This is a genomic window from Arcticibacter svalbardensis MN12-7 (genome assembly GCF_000403135.1).
Taxonomy (GTDB): domain Bacteria; phylum Bacteroidota; class Bacteroidia; order Sphingobacteriales; family Sphingobacteriaceae; genus Arcticibacter; species Arcticibacter svalbardensis.
Window position 1 is genome coordinate 1 of record NZ_AQPN01000133.1, and the last position, 19,635, is coordinate 19,635.

The following is a 19,635-nucleotide window of genomic DNA, read 5'->3' on the forward strand; positions in this document are numbered from 1 at the left end:
GATGGATTAATAAAGAGATTTAGATCTCTTTATTTTCCTTGTTTCTCACTACAGAATGTTTAATACTATAGCTAAAGTAAATCACAAAACCAATCAGCATCCATACAATTAAACGTTCCCAATTGTGCTTCCCTAAACCAATCATCATTAAAATACACGCCAATGCTCCAATTATAGGAAGTACAGGCATCCATGGTGTTCTGAAAGGACGTGGTGTATTCGGATCACTCTTACGCATCACAATAACACCAATACAAACAAGAACAAACGCAAACAAGGTACCAATACTCGTCATATCACCCACCACATCTCCAGGTACAAAAGCAGCAAATAAACCAACAAATACTAAAAATATAAGATTTGATTTATATGGCGTTTGATATTTAGGATGTACTTCAGAAAACACTTTCGGTACAAGACCATCTTTTGACATAGAGAAGAACACACGTGACTGTCCAAGCAACATAACTAAAATAACCGAAGAGAATCCGGCAAGGATAGCCACTGTGATTAAAATAGAAAGCCAACCGTATCCATGCATATAGGTTTCAATAGCATAGGCCACAGAAGCCTCTTTTCCCGCTGTGGCGAATTCATGATAATTTGCAACGCCAGTCAGTACATGACTAAACAATACGTATAATATAGTACAGATCACCAGGGATACAAGGATCCCGATAGGCATATCTCTTTTGGGATTTTTCGCCTCCTGTGCAGCAGTAGAAACAGCATCAAAACCGATGAAAGCAAAGAAAACTACACCTGCTCCACTGACAATTCCACTCATTCCAAACTTCCCAAAGTCGTTCTCAAAATAATCCAGGAAATGCTTTTTGCCTGAAAAGAATTCTTGCTCACCAATATTTACAGGAATGTAAGGAGCATGATTGACAGGGTTCATGTATGACCAGCCAATCACGATGAACACGACCACGATAGCCACCTTAAGGATCACAATGATCCCATTGATATTAGCTGATTCCTTGGTACCTTTAATTAACACCAAAGAAAGCACTGCAACAATAAACAAAGCAGGCAGATTAATCATTCCATTTACCCCATCTGGCGACACCTGAAAAGGTGAATGACAAAAGGCATAGGGTATCGAGACACCAAACGTCTCTAAGAGCTTATTCAAATATTCAGACCAGGCAATAGAGACCGTAGCCGCTCCTACTGCATATTCCAGTACTAAATCCCAACCGATAACCCAGGCTACAACCTCACCCATGGTAGCATAAGAATAGGTATAAGCAGATCCGGCAATTGGAATCATAGATGCAAATTCTGCGTAGCATAATCCTGCTAGTCCGCAACCGACGGCAGCCAGTATAAAAGATAGGGTTACGGATGGACCGGCATGATCAGCCGCGGCTGCAGCTGTCCGTACAAAAAGACCGGCTCCTATAATAGCTCCTATACCTAATGCAACCAGGTTACCCGCACTTAACGTACGCTTAAGAGTTCCTTCTCCAGTTTCCGATGCTTCCTTTAATAGTGAATCAAGAGGTTTTTTAAATTTCATTTTGTATGTTAAAATTTCTTATTTAATAGTTATTCTGTTTAAAATCTGCTAATTTTTGAACTAATGTATCGTTTTCATTTATAAATACTGAAAACAATATGAATTTTTTATTAAAAACAGCGATTCAGGTATCAAATTCATGCTAAAGACAGCTTCTTACTTCAAATTTTTTATAAACATCAGGGTAATGCTACCTAATCGTTAAAATTAGTCACATCATTTGATTTATAGCTATTTTTTATCATTCTATAGAAAATTAAATTTTCTTATTCAAATAAGAGCATTAAAAGAATTGCGTTAATTGGCCCAAGTTGACTTTAAGCATTGGCTTTGCGGGATTAATGCTAAACTGGACTCAATTAATGAGTTCAGCATCCATGAGAAAAATCTCAGAGCGTTTATCGCCCGTTTTATTCAACACTAACTTACCTCGTATTTTAACCGGACGATCCGATGCGTTAACTCCTTTTTTTGCATATACCTCGATCATGGAAGGCACATCTCCCTGTCCGCAATAAGCACACTGATCATAAGGTACCACTGCAAGCATAAAATTAGTGTATTCCATTTCTGCTTTTAAGGGTATGAGATAACCACTAAACTCGAGAACTTTATTTTCCAGGTCTTCTAATTTCTTAGGGAAAGAAGGAACCATCTTATACTGGGCATTTTTTACATACTTTTTTTGTGCAATGAGTCGCCATGTATCATTCATCAATGGAACATGAGTAGGAGCCTGGGCATGCGCGAGCATGTAGCATCCAAAAAACATAACACTAAACACAACAGCTTTTAGTTTCATACTATTAATTTTTAGATATGATTTTAGCGATATCAGACCTATATGCCTGTATTGCAGGAATGATTGCAGCAACGATCCCTATACATATACCTGTGATTATTAAATAAATTTCATCGAACATAAGATAGACCCCTGTTAATCTGGTTTGTGTTACACCTTGGCTGTTGCCTATAACTTCAAGCAAGAAATGCCCTAGAAGAATCCCTGCTATAGAGCCAATACAAGTCAGCAATACGCCTTCCATGATGATAATTAAGAATATCTTTTCTTTTGAAGCACCCATGATTCGCATAACTGCTAAATCATATTTACGTTCCTTAAGCGAATTGTATACACTTACAAAGACGCTGACAGTCGCAATGAACATGATAAAGCCAGCAAACCATTTCAATGTATCTATTCCAATTCCAATAATAGAAAATAAACGAGCGCTTTCTAAGGCTGGAGATGCTGCCTGCATATTGGTTGACTTGTTTACAAACCGTGGAAACAGGACAACAGACATGGGCGAGTAATACTGGATCAATAGGGAAGTGATTTCTTTTGATCCTGTATCTTTTGATTCTACGGCTGCTTCTCCATGTGAAAAAGCTTCGCTATTCGCTGTAGACGTATGTTCAGATTCTTCTCCTTCATCATGCATACTCCAAATACTGGACAAATCAGTAAGGATAAGATTGTCGGTTACATTTCCCTGAAGGGTTAAAACACCCGATACAATGTATGGATGACTTTTATGTTCATCCTGATCGGAAGTAAGACCATGAGATCCAAAGAACTTGTCGCCAACTTTAAGATTCAAAGAAGAGGATACAGATGCCCCTATTGTGACTTCAAATTCTTTAGACCAGTAGTTACCCTTTGCCAAACTAAGATCATATAGATTAATGAAGCTGGTATCTGTGCCAACAATGCGAAAGCCATTATAATTATCACCTAAACCTAATGGTACAGCGCGCTTAACCATAGGATTGCGTGCTAACTCCTGCGCATCCGTTAAGGAAATATTACCCGTAGGAAAATCAATATAATAGATACTACTTAAAATCAATTGAAGAGGGCTTCCTTTTGCACCTACTACCAAGTCGATATCTTTCGAGTTATTTTCTAATTTATCTTTAAACTGTGTGGAAGAAATCAGCAATAGGGTTAGTATGCCGACGCCAAAGGAGATTAACAGACAATTTAGCAAGAAGGTAAGCGGATTGGATAACAGATTTTTCCAACTGATCGTGATTAACCTCATACCATTACATTAAATATGCGTTAGAAAAAAAATCCTTCACTCTCTTGTCATGTGTTGCTACCACTAAAGTGGATTGATTTAATGCGGACTGGCTCATCAGGAGTGCTAATACAGCCTTCGTATTCGTATCATCCAGACTGGATGTAGGTTCATCTGCTATCAGTAAAGCTGGTTTATTGATAACAGCCCTTGCAATTGAAACACGCTGTAACTGACCTTGACTTAATTCATTGGGATAACTTTTCGTTTTATTATGAACCGCTAAAGATTTAAGCACCTCATCTATTCTTGTTTTATTTACAGGAAGACCGGCAAATGATTGAGCCATTATGAGATTTTCTTCTACCGTAAAACTTTTTATAAGATGAGCCTGTTGAAATACGATCCCGATATGCTGACCTCTGTACCGATCCCTTTCTTTATTAGATAACTGATGATACAAATTAGTATCGTTGATCACTACATCTCCTTTGTCGGGTGCAAGAATTCCCGTTATGATATGAAGAAGCGTGGACTTTCCACAACCAGAATTACCAAGCAATAACCATTGTTCTCCGGCGTTTACAACCCAATCCTTAAATGAAAAGCTATTATCTTCATTGTAACTGTAATGAACCCCTTTGATAGATATCATCGTAACGTATTGATTTATGGATAAGTAGGACTAATTTATATGAAATTAGTTTGCATACCCGTAGTAATGAAAAGCCACTACTACGGGTATGCAAACTAATTCTTTTTAACAGTAGGATATTTGATTCCCAATTGCTCCATATACGTTTTATATTTAGCCGGGTTGTAATAGAACTTTTTCATTTCAGGTCTGAATTCATCCATAATCTTCTTATTAAGATGAATTGCTGGCTTATCTGTCTTCGATATAAGGGGAACATATTTAGTGTCTTTTGTTTGAACATCAGTAAAATAAGTCTTTGCACTTTTGAGAACTTCAGGATTAGTAAACATATCCAAAAGAGTCATCGCTTCTGCCTTTGCTCCGGCCGTTACCCCTTTATGCGCAATAGGTGTAGCCATAGCAATTGCATTTGCCCAATGATGTCCAGGAAGTCCTGGTATATTTGATGGAAACCGCAATACGATAGTTGGAACATTCCATGAAATATCAGCAATATCATCCGATCCGCCACCACCAGCTGATGTAGAAATAGCAGGTGCCGCCAATGCACTGATCGTGGAACTTAAACCTTCTTCAGGCGACTTCAACTCCTTTTGAATAGCACGGGCCAATGTTTGATCATCAGCTGTCCACACAGGCAAACCGACTGCTTTTATATTTTCTTGCATCGCTTCTGCCATTGGCTGGTTGAAATGACCAGGCCATGCACTTCCAAGGATTTGATAAGTCATTTTTGTATCGGTCATTTTAGCAGCAGCCTCAGCCATCTTAATACCATCATTATACATTTTCATGATTTTAGGATAAGACCGCTCACGGAAATAATACCATACGGAAGCTTTAGATGGGACCACATTGGGTTGATCACCTCCATCCGGTATCACGTAATGAGACCGTTGTGTAGTCTCCATATGCTCACGATGAAAATTCCAGCCTACATTCATCAATTCCACTGCATCTAAAGCACTTCGTCCTTTCCATGGTGCTCCTGCAGCATGGGCAGCTTCACCTTCAAAGTCAAATTTGACTGAGACAACTCCATTCCCGCCACCATCTCCATAGCTGGTACCCATATTGTTTCCAACATGAGTAAAAATACAAGCATCCACATCTTTGAAATATCCGTCACGAACATAATAGGCTTTAGTTCCCAATTGTTCTTCGGCAACGCCTGGCCATAAAATTATGGTTCCAGGAATCTTTTCACGTTCCATTATTTTTTTAAGTGCTAATACTGCTGTTAAGTTCAACGGCTCGCCTGCATTATGACCTTCCCCATGACCGGGTGCACCTTCAATAATAGGATCATGATAAGCCACACCAGGCTTTTGAGAGGCTTTTGGAATACAGTCAATGTCACTACCAATCGCAATTACAGGTTTTCCGGAACCCCATTTAGCCGTCCATGCAGTAGGGACACCTGATATACCCATTTCCACAGCGAAGCCATTCTTCTTTAATATGTCTGTTAGATACTTCGATGTTTCTACTTCCTGAAAACCAAGCTCTGCAAAACTGAACACCATATCTACCATCTCCTGAGTTGACTTCTGTTGTTTGTCAATTTCTTTCATCAGCTCAGTTTTTAGTCCATCCAGCTTTGCCGGAGAAATGATTTGAGCATGAGTTGGAAGAGCAACTGCCGTAAATAACATGAACATGCAGACTACGCCATAGGACATCACATTGCGTTGGAAAGAAAAGCTTTTAGTTGTTTTCATCTTAAAATCTGTTTGCTATTAAAAATAAAGGGATTACTTATTGCTTGCTGGACGAACAGTTGGGTATTTAATCCCTAATTGTTCTAAGTAGGTCTTATACTTGGCTGGATTATAGTAAAACTTTGTCATCTCAGGACGATATTCATTCATGATTTTTTTATTCAATGAAACGGCAGGCTTGTCCGTTTTAGAAATCATGGGCGTATATTTTACATCTTTAGTTTGAACATCATTGAAGTATTTCCACGCTTCTTTTAAGATTTCAGGCTTAACGAGCATGTCGAGCACCGTCAATGCCTCCGCTTTAGCGCCAGCTGTTACACCCTTGTGCGCAATTGGAGTAGCCATTGCAATTGCACTTGCCCAATCATGCCCTTTTAAACCGGAAATATTAGCTGGGTAACCAAGAACAATGGTGGGCACGTTCCAGGATATATCACCGATATCATCTGAACCACCACCACTGAAAGAAGCTCCGGGAACCGCCTTTCCAATGGGGCTTAAAGTAGTAGCTAACCCTTTCTGGAGATCCGGAGCATTTGGATTCAGCTCAATTTGTGTCGCCAATGCTAATGTCTTGTCCGCCTCACTCCAGGTTGGCAAACCTACCTGCTTTATATTTTCGTACATGGTTTCCGCAATAGGCTGATTCATGTAACCCGGCCATGCACTGCCCAAAACCTCATAAGTCATCTTCGTATCGGTCATGGATGCTGCAGCTTCGGCCATCTTAATTCCATCCTTGTACATCTTCATCACCAATGGGTAATCTTGTTCCCTGAAGTAGTACCATACGGATGCTTTCGAAGGAACCACATTGGGTTGATCACCTCCGTCAACAATAACATAATGAGATCTTTGACTGGTTAACATGTGTTCGCGATGCATATTCCAGGAAACGTTCATTAATTCAACTGCATCAAGGGCACTTCTACCTTTCCATGGTGCCGCTGCAGCATGAGCCGCCTCGCCCTCAAAATTGAATTTGACTGAAATCATTCCACTTGTACCAATTGGACCATATCCGGTTGATAAATTATTGCTCACATGTGTAAAAATACAGGCATCTACATTTTTAAAATATCCGTCCCGCACGTAATATGCTTTTGTAGCCAATTGCTCTTCAGCAACACCAGGCCACAATACCAGGGTTCCGGAAAGCTTTTCTCTTTGCATGATTTTTTTAAGTGCCAACATGGCTACAATATTTAAAGGAGCACCAGAATTATGTCCTTCTCCATGTCCGGGCGCACCCTCTATGATCGGATCGTGGTAGGCTACCCCAGGTTTCTGTGATGCTTTAGGAATACAGTCAATATCGCTCCCAATTGCAATCACTGGTTTACCTGATCCCCATTTAGCGGTCCATGCTGTTGGGATTCCGGAAATTCCCTGTTCAATAGTAAACCCGTTTTCTTTTAGTATTCCTGTCAGATATTTGGATGTTTCAACCTCCTGAAAACCAAGTTCACCAAAACTGAAAACCATATCAACCATTTCTTGGGTCATTTTCTGTTGCTTGTCTATCTCCCCCATCAATTCCGTTTTTAAAGCATCTATCTTCGCAGGTGTAATGGTTTGAGCATTGGTAGAGAGAGGAAGAAAGGTTCCGGATACTAAAAAGATCATTGATCCGATGAATGCCTTTTTCAAAGGTGAGCCTATGTTATTTTTCATACTAATATCTATTTAAGCTGAAGTAATATCTTAGAAGTTGTTATACGAACAAGGCAATTCGCCGCCCGTATTAAGCACACTATTATTATTCAAAAAATCCATCGCTGGCATTCCAATAGGCGCTCCCGGAGGTGCAACAACAGGAGCAGGACTCTGGAATTTATTAGGATCTACCTTAAAGCCTTCCATTTGAGATAAGGCAAATAAGATGTTGGCTTTCTGTGCTGGTTTAACACTGGCTAGCCTGGAGTTCATCCATTGTTTAAGATTTTCTATTTCATAAAGTGCCTGTCCTCTTACTACTTCGGAAGTGCTGGTATTTGCAGCCAAAACAAGTAAATATCTTATAACCTGATTATTCACCATCGTCTGCAATTCGCCTTTATAGCCTTCTACTACTGGTGCTTTCCATGTTCCGGCAATTAATTTATCAGCGATCTCTATAAAACTTGGGTTCTTGCTATCCCGCCCATTGTATTCAATAAGGCGACTTGCACGTTCTGAATCCAACATATAGGAAAGAGACAGACTGGCTGCAGATTCAGCTGCTGCTATCGGATCAAAGGTTGGTCCCGTATACCCTTTAAATGTTTCCACAGATGCAGGGTATCCCGATGGACGGGGGGGAATGTTCCGAATCAATTTTTCAGGTAATGCTAACGCTTCAGGCGATATTGTGCTCATCAACGATTCAAAAGCACGCCATTGTTCTTTTGGTTCAACCATACGCGTGACCACTTGACCATCGTTTTTAACCGCATGTGTAAAGTACAATCCTCCAATTGATTTAGCTACTGCTTCGATCTGATAGCGATGCAATAAATAAGCAGGCACTAATACCTCTTCTATAGTCGCCATAGGTTGTCCATCTGGGATAGCATTCTCAGAAAAATCATCAAGTATCTTCCGACGAACCTTCATGATGTGTGTCATCTGATCAATTGGATTTTCACCATCATCCCATTGATGTGACGATGGGTGCGCATTACCACCTATATCCGGAATATAGATAAAACCTTGCGCTAAAGTTTCCTTCATGATATTATCAAGCGCTACGTTTTCATCCGTACCTTTTTTGAATTCGGTATAACCCCACATCACAGCACGTTTATCCCAGCTTCCTATCCCTACTGCGTAGGCATCGGAGATATCGATAGAACCATCTGCTTTCATGGAGAATTTAGGATATGGGTAATCCATTACAGAACCTCTATCCTTGGAACTAGCAGCAAAGTTGTGGTTGAAGCCCAACGTATGCCCTATTTCATGAGCAGAAAGTTGCCTTATACGTGCTAGAGACATTTCCTCCATCTCTTTTGAAACCGTTTTTCCATTTTTGTATGGTAACAACAGCCCTTCCGCTATCAAATAATCCTGCCTGTGACGATCTGACCCTAAGGTAACCACCCCTTTAATGATCTCACCTGTTCGTGGATCTACGAAAGAAGCGCCAGAGGAGAATCCACGTGCAGGATTACCCGAACGTGTAATCCAGTTAACTACATTGTACCTGATATCCATTGGATCAGCTCCTTCTGGAAGCTCTTGTATCTGGAAAGCATTTTTGAAACCTGCAGCTTCAAAAGCCTGATTCCACCATGCACCTCCATCTATCAGGGCTTTCTTAATCGGTTCAGGAGCACCCCGGTCTACATAATACATAATTGGCTTCACTGCCTCACTTTGAGCAGCATTCGGATCCTTTTTCTGAAGACGATGACGTCGGATAAATTTCTTTTCTATCTGCTCAGTCATTGGTGCCGAAAAATCAAGATAGGAAAACATGCCAAAAGCAGAACGTGGATCAAATTTACGTGGGGCATAATCAGCATCAGGCAGCTCTACAAATGATTGATGCATATTGATCGTAATCGCCGTAGGATCGGGTGCGACATCTGTCCCCCTACCATATGGGTTTGCGTTGGGGTTCCCCCCTGTGAAGGTTAACAAAGACTCAAACTCGGTGTTCTTCGGAAAATTCTTTGTATTTTCTATGTAGACCATTGAACGGGTTTCATCCAATTTATAAGATCCAGCTGAAGGAGCTGCACTATTTGCTACGCCCGGACCGCTTACCCGTGCTACTCCTAGTCGAGCCGTAATATATTGACTGTCACGAATAATAAAAGGAGTTAAATCGATCAAATATTTGCCTCCTGAATATGATACAGGCACAAAACCAAATATGACTGACTTTGCAAAGTTGTTTTCAACCGCTTTAATCTGATCTGCATTGGTCGTAATTGCACGGTAATTAGTAACAGGTTCTACGAGTAAGATTTTAGGCCCTATCTTCACAAATTTCGCAAGTGCAGAAGCCGCCTGCCCCCTTTCGGGTCCACCATTTCCTACCCCATTTGACAATGACCGGAAGTACAGAAATTCTGTATCCAGTTTATCCACTTCCAGATAAACTTTACCTGATTTTTCGTCATAGTAAAAGTCGAAGTATCCTTCATACTTTTTCATATTCTGAGTGGAAGGAGTCTGCGCTTTAGAATCTGCATTTTCAGCTTTACCCCTGCTCATTGATGGTAAATTTTGAGCGTAGGAAAGCTTACTTAAAGCAATTAAGCCAAGAAATATTTTAAAATATAATTTCATTATCAACCAGTTTTAGATCGAGATTAAATCAATTATTATTGACCAGGCGAGTTGCCTGGTCAATTACTATAAATCTTTATTTGCTGAGATTTCAGCATTCGGTATTGGGAAAATATACTCGGGTTGACTTGGTGATATAGATGGAGATACACCTTTAGACGGAATAGTGAGCATATTTCTCAACAGATCGTTTGATCGGAGACCTTCACCCAAAAACTCAATCCTTCTTTCCACTAAAATCGTATTTGTTAATGCTGCTGGTGTCGTAATAGCTGTTGCTGGAAACACATAACTAGCATCAGACCGCTTACGAACTACATTTAACAACTCAATACCTTTAGCAAGATCGCCAGTTTTAGCGGCAGCTTCAGCATAGTTCAACAGAACTTCAGAATAGCGCAGTACAGGTACGTAATCGAGGAAAGTCGGGTTTTTATACTTAGTCAGATAAGTTCCGGTCGTATTAGACCTTACCAGTGTTTTCCTAGCATCAGTGGCAGGCCAACTTGGATCTCCGTAAATACCTGAGGGATTTAAACTATATTCCTGATTCGTATTAAACTCATACCCTATTGAACTTTGACCTGATACATAATCCAATGCAGTCATTGGCATAGAAAAGATTGATTCTGTAGTGGTATAGTCTGATGAAAAAATAGTTAAAATATTTGGTTGCAAAGCATTTGCAACGCCAGTACTTGCTCTAAACGGTGCAGTAGCAGACACAATTTTTTGGGCTTCTGTAACCACTTGACTATTCATCCCCATGGTCAGGTAGACTCTCGTCTTCAGAGCTATGACTGTATTCCTATGTGCTCTTGATGTATTCAAAAGGGCTGTAGTGTACGTTAAGGGAAGAGCAACTTCTGCTTCATTCAGATCTTTTAAGATCTGGGTATAAACTTCTCCAACTGTACTTTTTTTCAGGTTATTATTTTCTGAAGTCATCTGACCTTGTAAACGAAGGGGAATTCCTGGAGAAGCACCTGCATCCTTTACATAAGGCTGGCCATAAAAAGTAATCAGACAATAATAAGCAAGAGCTCTTACAAATTTAGCTTCAGCAAGATATTGCGCTGCTGTAGCTGCAGGAACAACATCCGGATTTGCAGCTAACCCATCAATAACTAAGTTAGCAGAGTTTATGGCTACATAAGCAGAACTCCAGGTGGTTAATGCATCATTAGAGCCTGAATTAATTGTATGATTCCAAGCATCATAACCAGTAAAAATATTATTCAACCGGTTTAAAAACTCTTCTCCTCTTATGTCATTTAACATCAAATATCTGCCGCCTAAAAAATTGCCGCTTTTAAGAGCCGAATACATTCCATTCACCTGAGCAAGCACCCGGGAGGGGGTAGAAAAAACCAGGTCTGCTTGAAGTGTAGTTTCAGGTAGCGGGTTTAATAGTTCTTTTTCATCGCAGGCTGTAAACAATACACTTATACTCAAAGCGATACTGCCAAGCTTAAGAATATATGTACTAATAATTTTTTATTAATAATTTTCATATCGAATGTTTTTAAATCCTACTAAAATCCAATGTTAACGCCGAAAGTGAATGTCCTGCCCTGTGGCACAGAGTTTTTGTCGACACCCGGAGTAGTATTCGTATTTCCATTTACTGATATATCAGGATCCTGACCTGAATATTTAGTAATTAAGAATGCATTAAAAACCTGTGTATAAAGTCTCACAGAACTAATTCCTGATTTACCTAAAACTTTGGCTGGAACTCTGTATCCAAGCGAAGCAGTTTGTAAGCGGATAAAATCCGCCTTTTCTACATTTTCTGAGATAGGGAATGAAGAGCCATTAGATAAAAGATCGCCGATTACGACTTTAGGAATATTTGTTTCTTGTCCAACAGTGGTCCATCTTGACAATACTTCAGTTGTGTTATTCCAGAAACGTTGATCTCTCCAAGTTGCTTTCGTTCCGTTCTGGATATAGTTTCCACCTGAGTAAGTAAAGTTAATACCCAGATCAAAGTTGCCGTACTTGAAATTATTATTGAAACCACCGTAGAACGTAGGTAGTGCATTTCCAAGAATAGCATAATCGTTAACGCTTATCGCAGTAGCAGTTGACCCATCTAAATAAGTCCAGCGACTTTGTCCTGATGGAACTGAATGACTGTATTGAATGCGCTCCCCTGCTCCGTTAATAAAGATTCGTTGTCCGTTTTCCGTATTAACACCATCAGTTCTAGCGCCATACAGACTTCCAACCGAGTAGCCAACACGTGTTATATTTGTTGTCTCTGACGTAGTTGCTGTGGTACCAACAATTTCTGAGGAAGCCCCAAAGAGCTCTGTTACCATATTCTTGTTATGCGTATAATTCAGATTGGTGTTCCATGTGAAACTACCCTTTTTCATAACCATCGCATTGATACCTATTTCTAATCCACGATTATACATCGATCCAACATTCTGAAGAATTGCATTTCCAGGGATACCCTTTGACGGCGCCTGAGGAACATTGATGATCAAGCCATCTACATTATTATTGTAATAAGTCGCATCTACAGTGATCCGGTCATTTAAGAAACCGATATCGGCTCCAACATTTGTTTGTTTACTCGTTTCCCAACCTAGGTTTTCGTTACCTCCCTGACTGAAAGTAAAATTCGGTACCGCACCGTACAAACCTGAAGTATAAAGAGATAAGGAACCATAGTTGTTACTTAAATTTCCGTTTCCTACCTTACCCCAACTTGCACGGAACCGTACACTACTCATGATGTCAGACAAGGCAGAGGATTTGTAAAACTCTTCTTGCGATAAGGACCAGCCTCCTGAAACACCGCCAAAACTTCCGTATTTTTTATCAGCTCCTAATGCAGAGTTACCGTCACGACGGTAATTCAGTGTGACAAAGTAACGTTTATCGTAATCATAACTTAATCTTCCAAAGAAAGAAGCAAATGCCTTTTCACTAAGCGAATTATTATTTGTGCCTGGAATAATATTCAGGTATGAGCCTTCATAACTATCGAAAAAACCATCTGCTAAGCCTGTCCGCTGCGCTCCCCAAGATGAATTATTAAACTTTTGAATATCATATCCAGCCAGTAATGAGATATTATGAACCTCTGCAAGTGACTTTTGGTAAGATAAGGTATGCGTTAAGTTCCAGTTGTCAATCAGGATACTATTATTATTGGCCTGCCCACCAGCCGCAAATCCAGGGCCATGTATCGCACTCTCAAATGCCTTATTCTCAATTTTCAACCTGTCCACCCCATAGCTTAACCGGTAAACCAAGTCTTTAGCCAGCGTAACGTCAACACCAAAGTTTCCAATGATACGATCATTTTCGGAAGTATACTTATTATATTCCAACAATGCAGCGGGATTATAAAAGTTACTCGATACTGTGTTATTGCCCATCCCTATTGTATTGGTCGTACTCAGATTATATGATCCATCCAAGTTCTTAGCAAATACATTAGGTGCAGAAAGCGTAGCTAATCGGGCAATTGCAGTTATTTGAAACGCATTACCTTCTAATGATCCTGTTTGAGGCGACTCATTTAAGCTATTATTATAATTCACATTAGCCGTTAGCTTGACCCATGATGTAAGTTTATGATCAATATTAAAACGAGCTGACTTCCTTGTAAACTCATTCGTCTTCAGTATTCCCTTTTGATTACTATAGTTTGTTGAAAAATAATATTTTGTGGACTCAGAACCACCAGAAATATTTAAACTATGGTTTTGCGAAACACCAGTTTGATACACTTCATCAAACCAGTTTGTATTCACTAAAGATCCATCTTCATTATAAGTAGGAAAAAAGGATTCTGAAGCAACTGCAGAATTATTTTGATTATTAGAAAGTATTTTTGAGTTTAGAACAGCTTCATTCTTAATCTGCATGAATTGCTCCGCATCTAAGAGATCAGGTAAACGCACTGCGTTGGTAAGGCCTGCCCAGCCTTCATAGTTTACTTTAGGTTTTCCAGACTTACCACTTTTTGTAGTGATCAAAATAACCCCTGCTGCTGCTCTTGATCCGTAAATTGCGGTCGAAGCAGCATCTTTAAGCACATTGATAGACTCAATGTCAGCAGGATTAATATCACCCAGCGGATTATTCGCAACCTGCGTATTTCCGGAACTGTTACCTGTATTGATTGGAATTCCATCTACTACTATTAAGGGGTAGGAGCTTAGTGAGATGGAGTTAATTCCACGAATCCGGATTACCGGGGCATTATTTAGGACGCCATTAGGTTGACCTATACTTACACCTGTAGCCTTTCCAGCTAAACCCTGATCAAAACTTTGAACAGGCACATCTTTCAGTGCTTCACCAGAAACTCGTGCGGCCGAACCGGTAAACTCTTCCTTTGTTTGAGTTCCGTAACCAACAACCACTACATCATTCAATATTTTAGAGTCTGGTTGAAGACTGATCTTTAATGCTACTTGATTTCCAACAGCTATTTCTCTGGTCACATAACCTATGTACGCAAATACAAGTGAAGCTTTAGCATCCTCAACAGCAATTGAAAACTTTCCATTCAGGTCTGTAATTGTACCGTTTGTGGTACCTTTCACTTTAATGGAAACACCTGGAAGTGACTCCCCTTTTTCATCTGTTACAACGCCTGTAATTTTAATAGGGACTCTAAGTGTGCTGTTTGTAAGAGTACCCTTTTTGTATGAAAAACGCGCCGTGGTCACATTTTTGGCCGAAGAGATAGAAGTTAATAAACAAATGGATACAGATGTTATTGTGCAGGCTTTAGATAACCGCAACCCATAAAATTTAACTCTATCAAGTAGAGAATTTTTCATAATTTTATCGCTTAATTGTTAAAGTAATTTTTAGTGTAACACTACCACACGGTTCCGAGGCCAGGTAGTCTACAATTTCGATGCTTTACATATTACATCCTCTTAGTCCTGAGCAATCTGGACTGAGGGGTTAGTTTTCTTTTTTATCCCATATTTCTATTTTAAGATGTTAAACGATTATGATGCTTATCTGGTGTTGTTAGTAGAATGATGTCTGGTTTTGATTGTAGCTTTTTATGAATCACATTACGATCATGTTCCACAAGTGCATTATTATTTACTTTTTCCTGCGAATCGAAAGCGTTTCTTAACATGTATGAGTTATAAATATTAAAAATATCGTACTCATGTTTATCTGAAGCACTTGCTCCTTTGCTTAATTCCTCTACTGAGATCAAGTCTACCTTATTCAGTAAAGGACGCTCTCTGTGTTCGAGCCTTAAGATACCTGATTCATCTACTGACTCTTGCGTAATAGATACCTGGATACTCTGCTGATTTCTATTAACCCTAATACTAAAATTCCTTCCCGTTTCTTTAGCATTTACCTTACTTGAATGAATAATAAAGGGTTGCGTAAAGCTGTCGTTAATTTCAAAATTAGCATCCCCAATCAATGTTACTTCCCTGGAATTACCATTAAAGTGATTAGGAGAGACAACTTTACTATTTGGACTCAAAACGATTCTCGTTCCATCCACCAGATTGATTTTCTTAATTTCCCCTGCGTTCGTAACCGTAGAATAATAGCTGGTTGAGGGCATCAATACGTTAAGGAAATTAAAATGCCAGCTAGCCAAGACAAAGACAAATGAAGCAGCAATACTTATTGCAATCATCTTTTCGCGGGATCTTCTTCTTTCCCTAGTGTCAATCTTACTCTTAATTGCCGCCAGGATATTTATAGAAGTTTCACGAGGCAACGGCTCGATCTTTTCATCATCTACATCTAGATGATCCGTAAAAAGATGGAAATCAGTGGCACTGTTTAAATACTTCAGCAACCAATCCCTGTCTTCTAAGGTAAAGTGTTCCGCGTTTAATATTTTCTTTAGCCTATCTTTTAGCTTCTCCACAATAAGTAATTTAATATAAATACATTCTCAAATTGGAATCGGGGGGGATGTAATTGAAATTTTTTTAGAGTTTTGTTTATTTCCTTGAAAATTATTCAATAGATGATCTTAATTAATACAAAGTCTACAAAACTAATATTCAATCTTATCTTTAGAATTTAAGAAAAAGTATCAAAATACCTGATTTGAGGGTGAAAAATTAATGTTATATGCTGATGCATATTAATAATATAAACCTGTTGAAGTTTTAAAAGCATCCCGAACAGAAAACATGGCTAATGACAAATACTCTTTGACCGTGTGTCTGGAGATGTTTAATTCTTCAGCCGCCTCTTCATAGCTTCTTCCCTCCAACTTACAAAGCTTAAATACTTTTTGCTTTTGAGGTGACAAATCCGCGATAGCTGATTTCAAAATCTGATAATAACCATCAAGTGTATCTTCTTCCCTTTCATGAGAGGAAATATAGGCAGATGCTACCTGGTCCTGAACTGCAGTGATCCTTTGTTTTTTCTTGATATGATTCAACGCTTTGTTGAAACTAATAACAAATAACCACCCACTGACAGACTGCTCCTTAATCATTGCTCTGCTCTCCCAAAGCGTAACAAAAACATCTTGAAGTATGTCCTGAGACTCTTCCTTGTTCTTAACGAACTTATAAATGTTTAAATAAATAAGCTGGTGGTAATTCCAATAGAGGCTCTCAAAACCTTCTGACAATATTCCTACTAATTCAGCATCCTCACTCTTTGCAATCTGTTGCACTCTTAAAAATCTTAATCTTCTACTCATGGATAAAAATTAGCCCCAGTTAACCTCTACACAAACATCACTGTCGATTAGAACACAAGTACAAAACACTAATAATTAGTATTAAAACCTAAATATATTGAATTATTTATCAATTTACGACTAGATAATTACATTATATTCAATATAAACAGCAAATTTTATGAAAAAGATTAATTTTAAAACTATCCGTAAAGAATAATATTCGGAGTTTATCATAAAAACAGGTAAAAATGCTTTATATCATTGTTTTATTCAGAATATTTATCACTAAAACATCCAATAGCGTAACATTTAGAAATAATCATAATAAATTATCCAAATAGTCACATATTTAACATCAAACAATACAATATTAGATTTAAAAAGAAATTTTAGATGGAAACTTGAGTTTATTAATCAAAAAGACAGTTTAATTCTGAAAAAAATGTCTATTTATCTAGATATTATCAATTTTAGCAGAAAGAAAGCATGAAATTAATACATATAATAAAATAAGCCCATCATATTATAACACTAGAGGTAAATTTAAGCACAATTTGCATTAAGTAATAGAAAAATGCTGGCACAAATTGATCAGTAGATAATCAACTTATACAGTACCACTTCCTGCTGCTTGATTATGGGATTATAAATCTCTTTAAACTCATCACCTACTCCCTTGATCATTCCACGCGCACGGGCAGTATCATCTAAAGGACTTCCATCGTTATGTCCGAATTGCATAATGATATAATCTTCAGGTTTGAGCTTTTTCAATACAGAATCCCAAAGACCTCGTGTCCTGAACGTTCTGCTGCTTGTACCTCTAAGTGCATCATTTTCTATACTGATCTTTGTGATATCAAAACGCTCGTTTACAAAACTACCCCATCTAATGACCCATCACCTTTCCGTTTTTAACGGTAGAATCACCAATTAAGAAAAGTGTAAAACTTAAATTCCTTTTTAGGTTAAGAATGATACTTTATACGATTCTACGTTCTTATATCCGTTTCTGCAACCTGTAGCATCCTGTAGACTTTAAAAATTCGATTACAAAAAGAGCTTCACTTTATACCGTTTTGATATGATTTGGCTGATTTCAAAACATCCTGAACGCTTCAGGTTTATGATTGAAAACCGTCACCCGAAAAGATATTAATTGTAAATAAGAGTTAATGATTCTAATAAGAATGCAGTAAGAATCCAGTATGAGTCCCACTTTAGCTCATTTAAGTCGGACTTACACCGGATTTTTACTAGCTTGTTCCTGCTTTGAATTACAATCAGTATAGCTTTGTTATGTTGTTTATTTGATTTAAAATCATGGCTCAAGCAAATATATAATACAATTTAACAAACAATTGATTAACAGCTCAGCTACTTTAAATAGGATCTGATAGGTTACGCCAGCTGATTACATTGTAATGCGTTCTCTTTTCGTTTTGCGATCCTCCATAAATGAGTGTCTTTTCTACCTTTGCAGGAGCGGCTAAATTTTCAAACCGATCCATTTGCTTAAATAAGCCTGAGGCAACCGTTTGCGTGGCTTTGATCTCAAATATGGAGAAACCCTGACCTTTCTTTATCAGCAAATCTACTTCATTGGCATTGCTGTCCTGCCAGAAGTAATAATCTTCATGCAGGTATTGGTGTTGGTTCTTTTTCTGATATTCTGCCATGATCATATTTTCGAATATGTTGCCTTTTAACCGGTTCTCTTCGAGATCAACAGCGGTTTTATTTCCCATTAGAAAATTGAGCAGACCCGTATCATAGAAGTAAAGCTTTGGACTTTTGACTAAACGTTTATTGAAGTTTTGGTGATAAGGCTGCAGTAAAAAGATAATATAACTACTTTCCAATATAGAGAGCCATGCTTTGGCGGTACTACTTGAAATATCGCATTCGTTGGCAAGGGCACTAACATTTAATAGCTGTCCGGCCCTTCCGGCACACAGGCCTAAAAATGTTCTAAACACCTTCAAATCGCGGATATTCATAAGTTCAGTAACATCTTTTTCAATATAGGTCTGGATATAGTTAGAATAAAAAACTATAGGGTCTATATCACGGTCGTAGATTGCAGGGTAAAATCCTTTCAAAGCAACTGCAGTAGCCGATTCACCTAGCATATTATTCGATTTTAGTTCTTCAAAATCGAAAGGAAGTAGTTTGAAGAGTGCAACCCTTCCAGCCAGTGTCTGTGTAATATTATTAAGTAGGTGAAAGTTCTGTGATCCTGAAAGAATATACTGACCCATAATATGGGATTCATCGACACGGCTCTGGATGTAGGCAAACAATTCCGGGACGAGCTGCACTTCATCGAGGATTACCTTATTATCATATTGGTTTAGGAATGCTATCGGATCTTCTGTAGCAAACGCCCGAGTATTTGGGTCTTCAAGTGAGATGTATCGATAATCATGGAATAGTTCCTTTAACATAGTTGTTTTACCAGATTGCCTTGGACCAGTAATCGCTAATACTGGAAATTTGGATTGCTGTGCTTTAATCAGGGGGGCAATTTGCCTTGGAATGAAATTTTTCATATCAACATCGGTTGCATAAAAGAGAGGTAAGTATACCTTCGGTTACAATATACATAAAATATAAACGAAATATACATAAAATAAAAAGTTGATTTACATAACTTTAATTGCAGATTTACATAAAGTTTGATTCTACTATACCTAACTCTTTCAATCGCCAATGGGCAAATAGTCAACATGTAAAAGTTTAGTTTTATTTTAATA

The 19,635-nt window shown here is 38.5% G+C and carries 13 protein-coding genes; all 13 read right to left on the minus strand.

The window, feature by feature from the left end; translation table 11 throughout:
• Nucleotides 1-19: 19 nt before the first annotated feature.
• The 13 genes from ADIARSV_RS17635 to ADIARSV_RS17695 all read right to left on the minus strand — a co-directional run bounded on the left by ADIARSV_RS17635 (nt 20) and on the right by ADIARSV_RS17695 (nt 19,431).
• On the minus strand, nt 20-1,525 hold the full coding sequence (locus ADIARSV_RS17635) for an amino acid permease (protein WP_016197004.1): 1,506 nt from the start codon (nt 1,523-1,525) through the stop codon (nt 20-22).
• 355 nt (nt 1,526-1,880) lie between these two features.
• Nucleotides 1,881-2,327, minus strand: a complete 447-nt coding sequence (locus ADIARSV_RS17640; protein WP_016197005.1) for a hypothetical protein — start codon at nt 2,325-2,327, stop codon at nt 1,881-1,883.
• 4 nt (nt 2,328-2,331) lie between these two features.
• A complete protein-coding gene (locus ADIARSV_RS17645) occupies nt 2,332-3,573 on the minus strand; it encodes an ABC transporter permease (RefSeq protein WP_016197006.1) in 1,242 nt (413 codons plus the stop codon).
• A 4-nt stretch (nt 3,574-3,577) separates the two neighbouring features.
• Entirely contained in the window at nt 3,578-4,207 is a 630-nt protein-coding gene (locus tag ADIARSV_RS17650) for an ABC transporter ATP-binding protein (RefSeq protein ID WP_016197007.1), read from the minus strand.
• 95 nt (nt 4,208-4,302) lie between these two features.
• Complete coding sequence (locus tag ADIARSV_RS17655) at nt 4,303-5,931, minus strand: amidohydrolase (protein WP_235048442.1); 1,629 nt, start codon at nt 5,929-5,931, stop codon at nt 4,303-4,305.
• A gap of 33 nt (nt 5,932-5,964) precedes the next feature.
• Entirely contained in the window at nt 5,965-7,608 is a 1,644-nt protein-coding gene (locus tag ADIARSV_RS17660; protein ID WP_016197009.1) for an amidohydrolase, read from the minus strand.
• A gap of 30 nt (nt 7,609-7,638) precedes the next feature.
• Entirely contained in the window at nt 7,639-10,212 is a 2,574-nt protein-coding gene (locus ADIARSV_RS17665; RefSeq protein ID WP_016197010.1) for a zinc-dependent metalloprotease, read from the minus strand.
• 66 nt (nt 10,213-10,278) lie between these two features.
• Nucleotides 10,279-11,667, minus strand: coding sequence for a RagB/SusD family nutrient uptake outer membrane protein (locus tag ADIARSV_RS17670; RefSeq protein WP_235048443.1), 1,389 nt, complete (start codon nt 11,665-11,667; stop codon nt 10,279-10,281).
• A gap of 80 nt (nt 11,668-11,747) precedes the next feature.
• Nucleotides 11,748-15,026 (minus strand): SusC/RagA family TonB-linked outer membrane protein, encoded by a 3,279-nt coding sequence (locus ADIARSV_RS17675; protein WP_152439936.1) that lies wholly within the window; start codon nt 15,024-15,026, stop codon nt 11,748-11,750.
• A 161-nt stretch (nt 15,027-15,187) separates the two neighbouring features.
• The gene (locus ADIARSV_RS17680; protein WP_016197013.1) at nt 15,188-16,102 is read right to left on the minus strand and encodes a FecR domain-containing protein; all 915 of its coding nucleotides are present in this window, start codon (nt 16,100-16,102) and stop codon (nt 15,188-15,190) included.
• Between the two features lie 222 nt (nt 16,103-16,324).
• The gene (locus ADIARSV_RS17685; protein WP_016197014.1) at nt 16,325-16,897 is read right to left on the minus strand and encodes a sigma-70 family RNA polymerase sigma factor; all 573 of its coding nucleotides are present in this window, start codon (nt 16,895-16,897) and stop codon (nt 16,325-16,327) included.
• A gap of 573 nt (nt 16,898-17,470) precedes the next feature.
• Nucleotides 17,471-17,653 (minus strand): hypothetical protein, encoded by a 183-nt coding sequence (locus ADIARSV_RS20815; RefSeq protein WP_052017050.1) that lies wholly within the window; start codon nt 17,651-17,653, stop codon nt 17,471-17,473.
• A 608-nt stretch (nt 17,654-18,261) separates the two neighbouring features.
• Entirely contained in the window at nt 18,262-19,431 is a 1,170-nt protein-coding gene (locus ADIARSV_RS17695; RefSeq protein ID WP_016197016.1) for an ATP-binding protein, read from the minus strand.
• Between the last annotated feature and the right edge of the window lie 204 nt (nt 19,432-19,635).

Coding starts and splice junctions, on each gene's coding strand:
- ADIARSV_RS17635 (WP_016197004.1), bottom strand. CDS start 1,525: ATGAAATTTAAAAAACCTCTTGATTCACTATTAAAGGAAGCATCGGAA.
- ADIARSV_RS17640 (WP_016197005.1), bottom strand. CDS start 2,327: ATGAAACTAAAAGCTGTTGTGTTTAGTGTTATGTTTTTTGGATGCTAC.
- ADIARSV_RS17645 (WP_016197006.1), bottom strand. CDS start 3,573: ATGAGGTTAATCACGATCAGTTGGAAAAATCTGTTATCCAATCCGCTT.
- ADIARSV_RS17650 (WP_016197007.1), bottom strand. CDS start 4,207: ATGATATCTATCAAAGGGGTTCATTACAGTTACAATGAAGATAATAGC.
- ADIARSV_RS17655 (WP_235048442.1), bottom strand. CDS start 5,931: ATGAAAACAACTAAAAGCTTTTCTTTCCAACGCAATGTGATGTCCTAT.
- ADIARSV_RS17660 (WP_016197009.1), bottom strand. CDS start 7,608: ATGAAAAATAACATAGGCTCACCTTTGAAAAAGGCATTCATCGGATCA.
- ADIARSV_RS17665 (WP_016197010.1), bottom strand. CDS start 10,212: ATGAAATTATATTTTAAAATATTTCTTGGCTTAATTGCTTTAAGTAAG.
- ADIARSV_RS17675 (WP_152439936.1), bottom strand. CDS start 15,026: ATGAAAAATTCTCTACTTGATAGAGTTAAATTTTATGGGTTGCGGTTA.
- ADIARSV_RS17685 (WP_016197014.1), bottom strand. CDS start 16,897: ATGAGTAGAAGATTAAGATTTTTAAGAGTGCAACAGATTGCAAAGAGT.
- ADIARSV_RS17695 (WP_016197016.1), bottom strand. CDS start 19,431: ATGAAAAATTTCATTCCAAGGCAAATTGCCCCCCTGATTAAAGCACAG.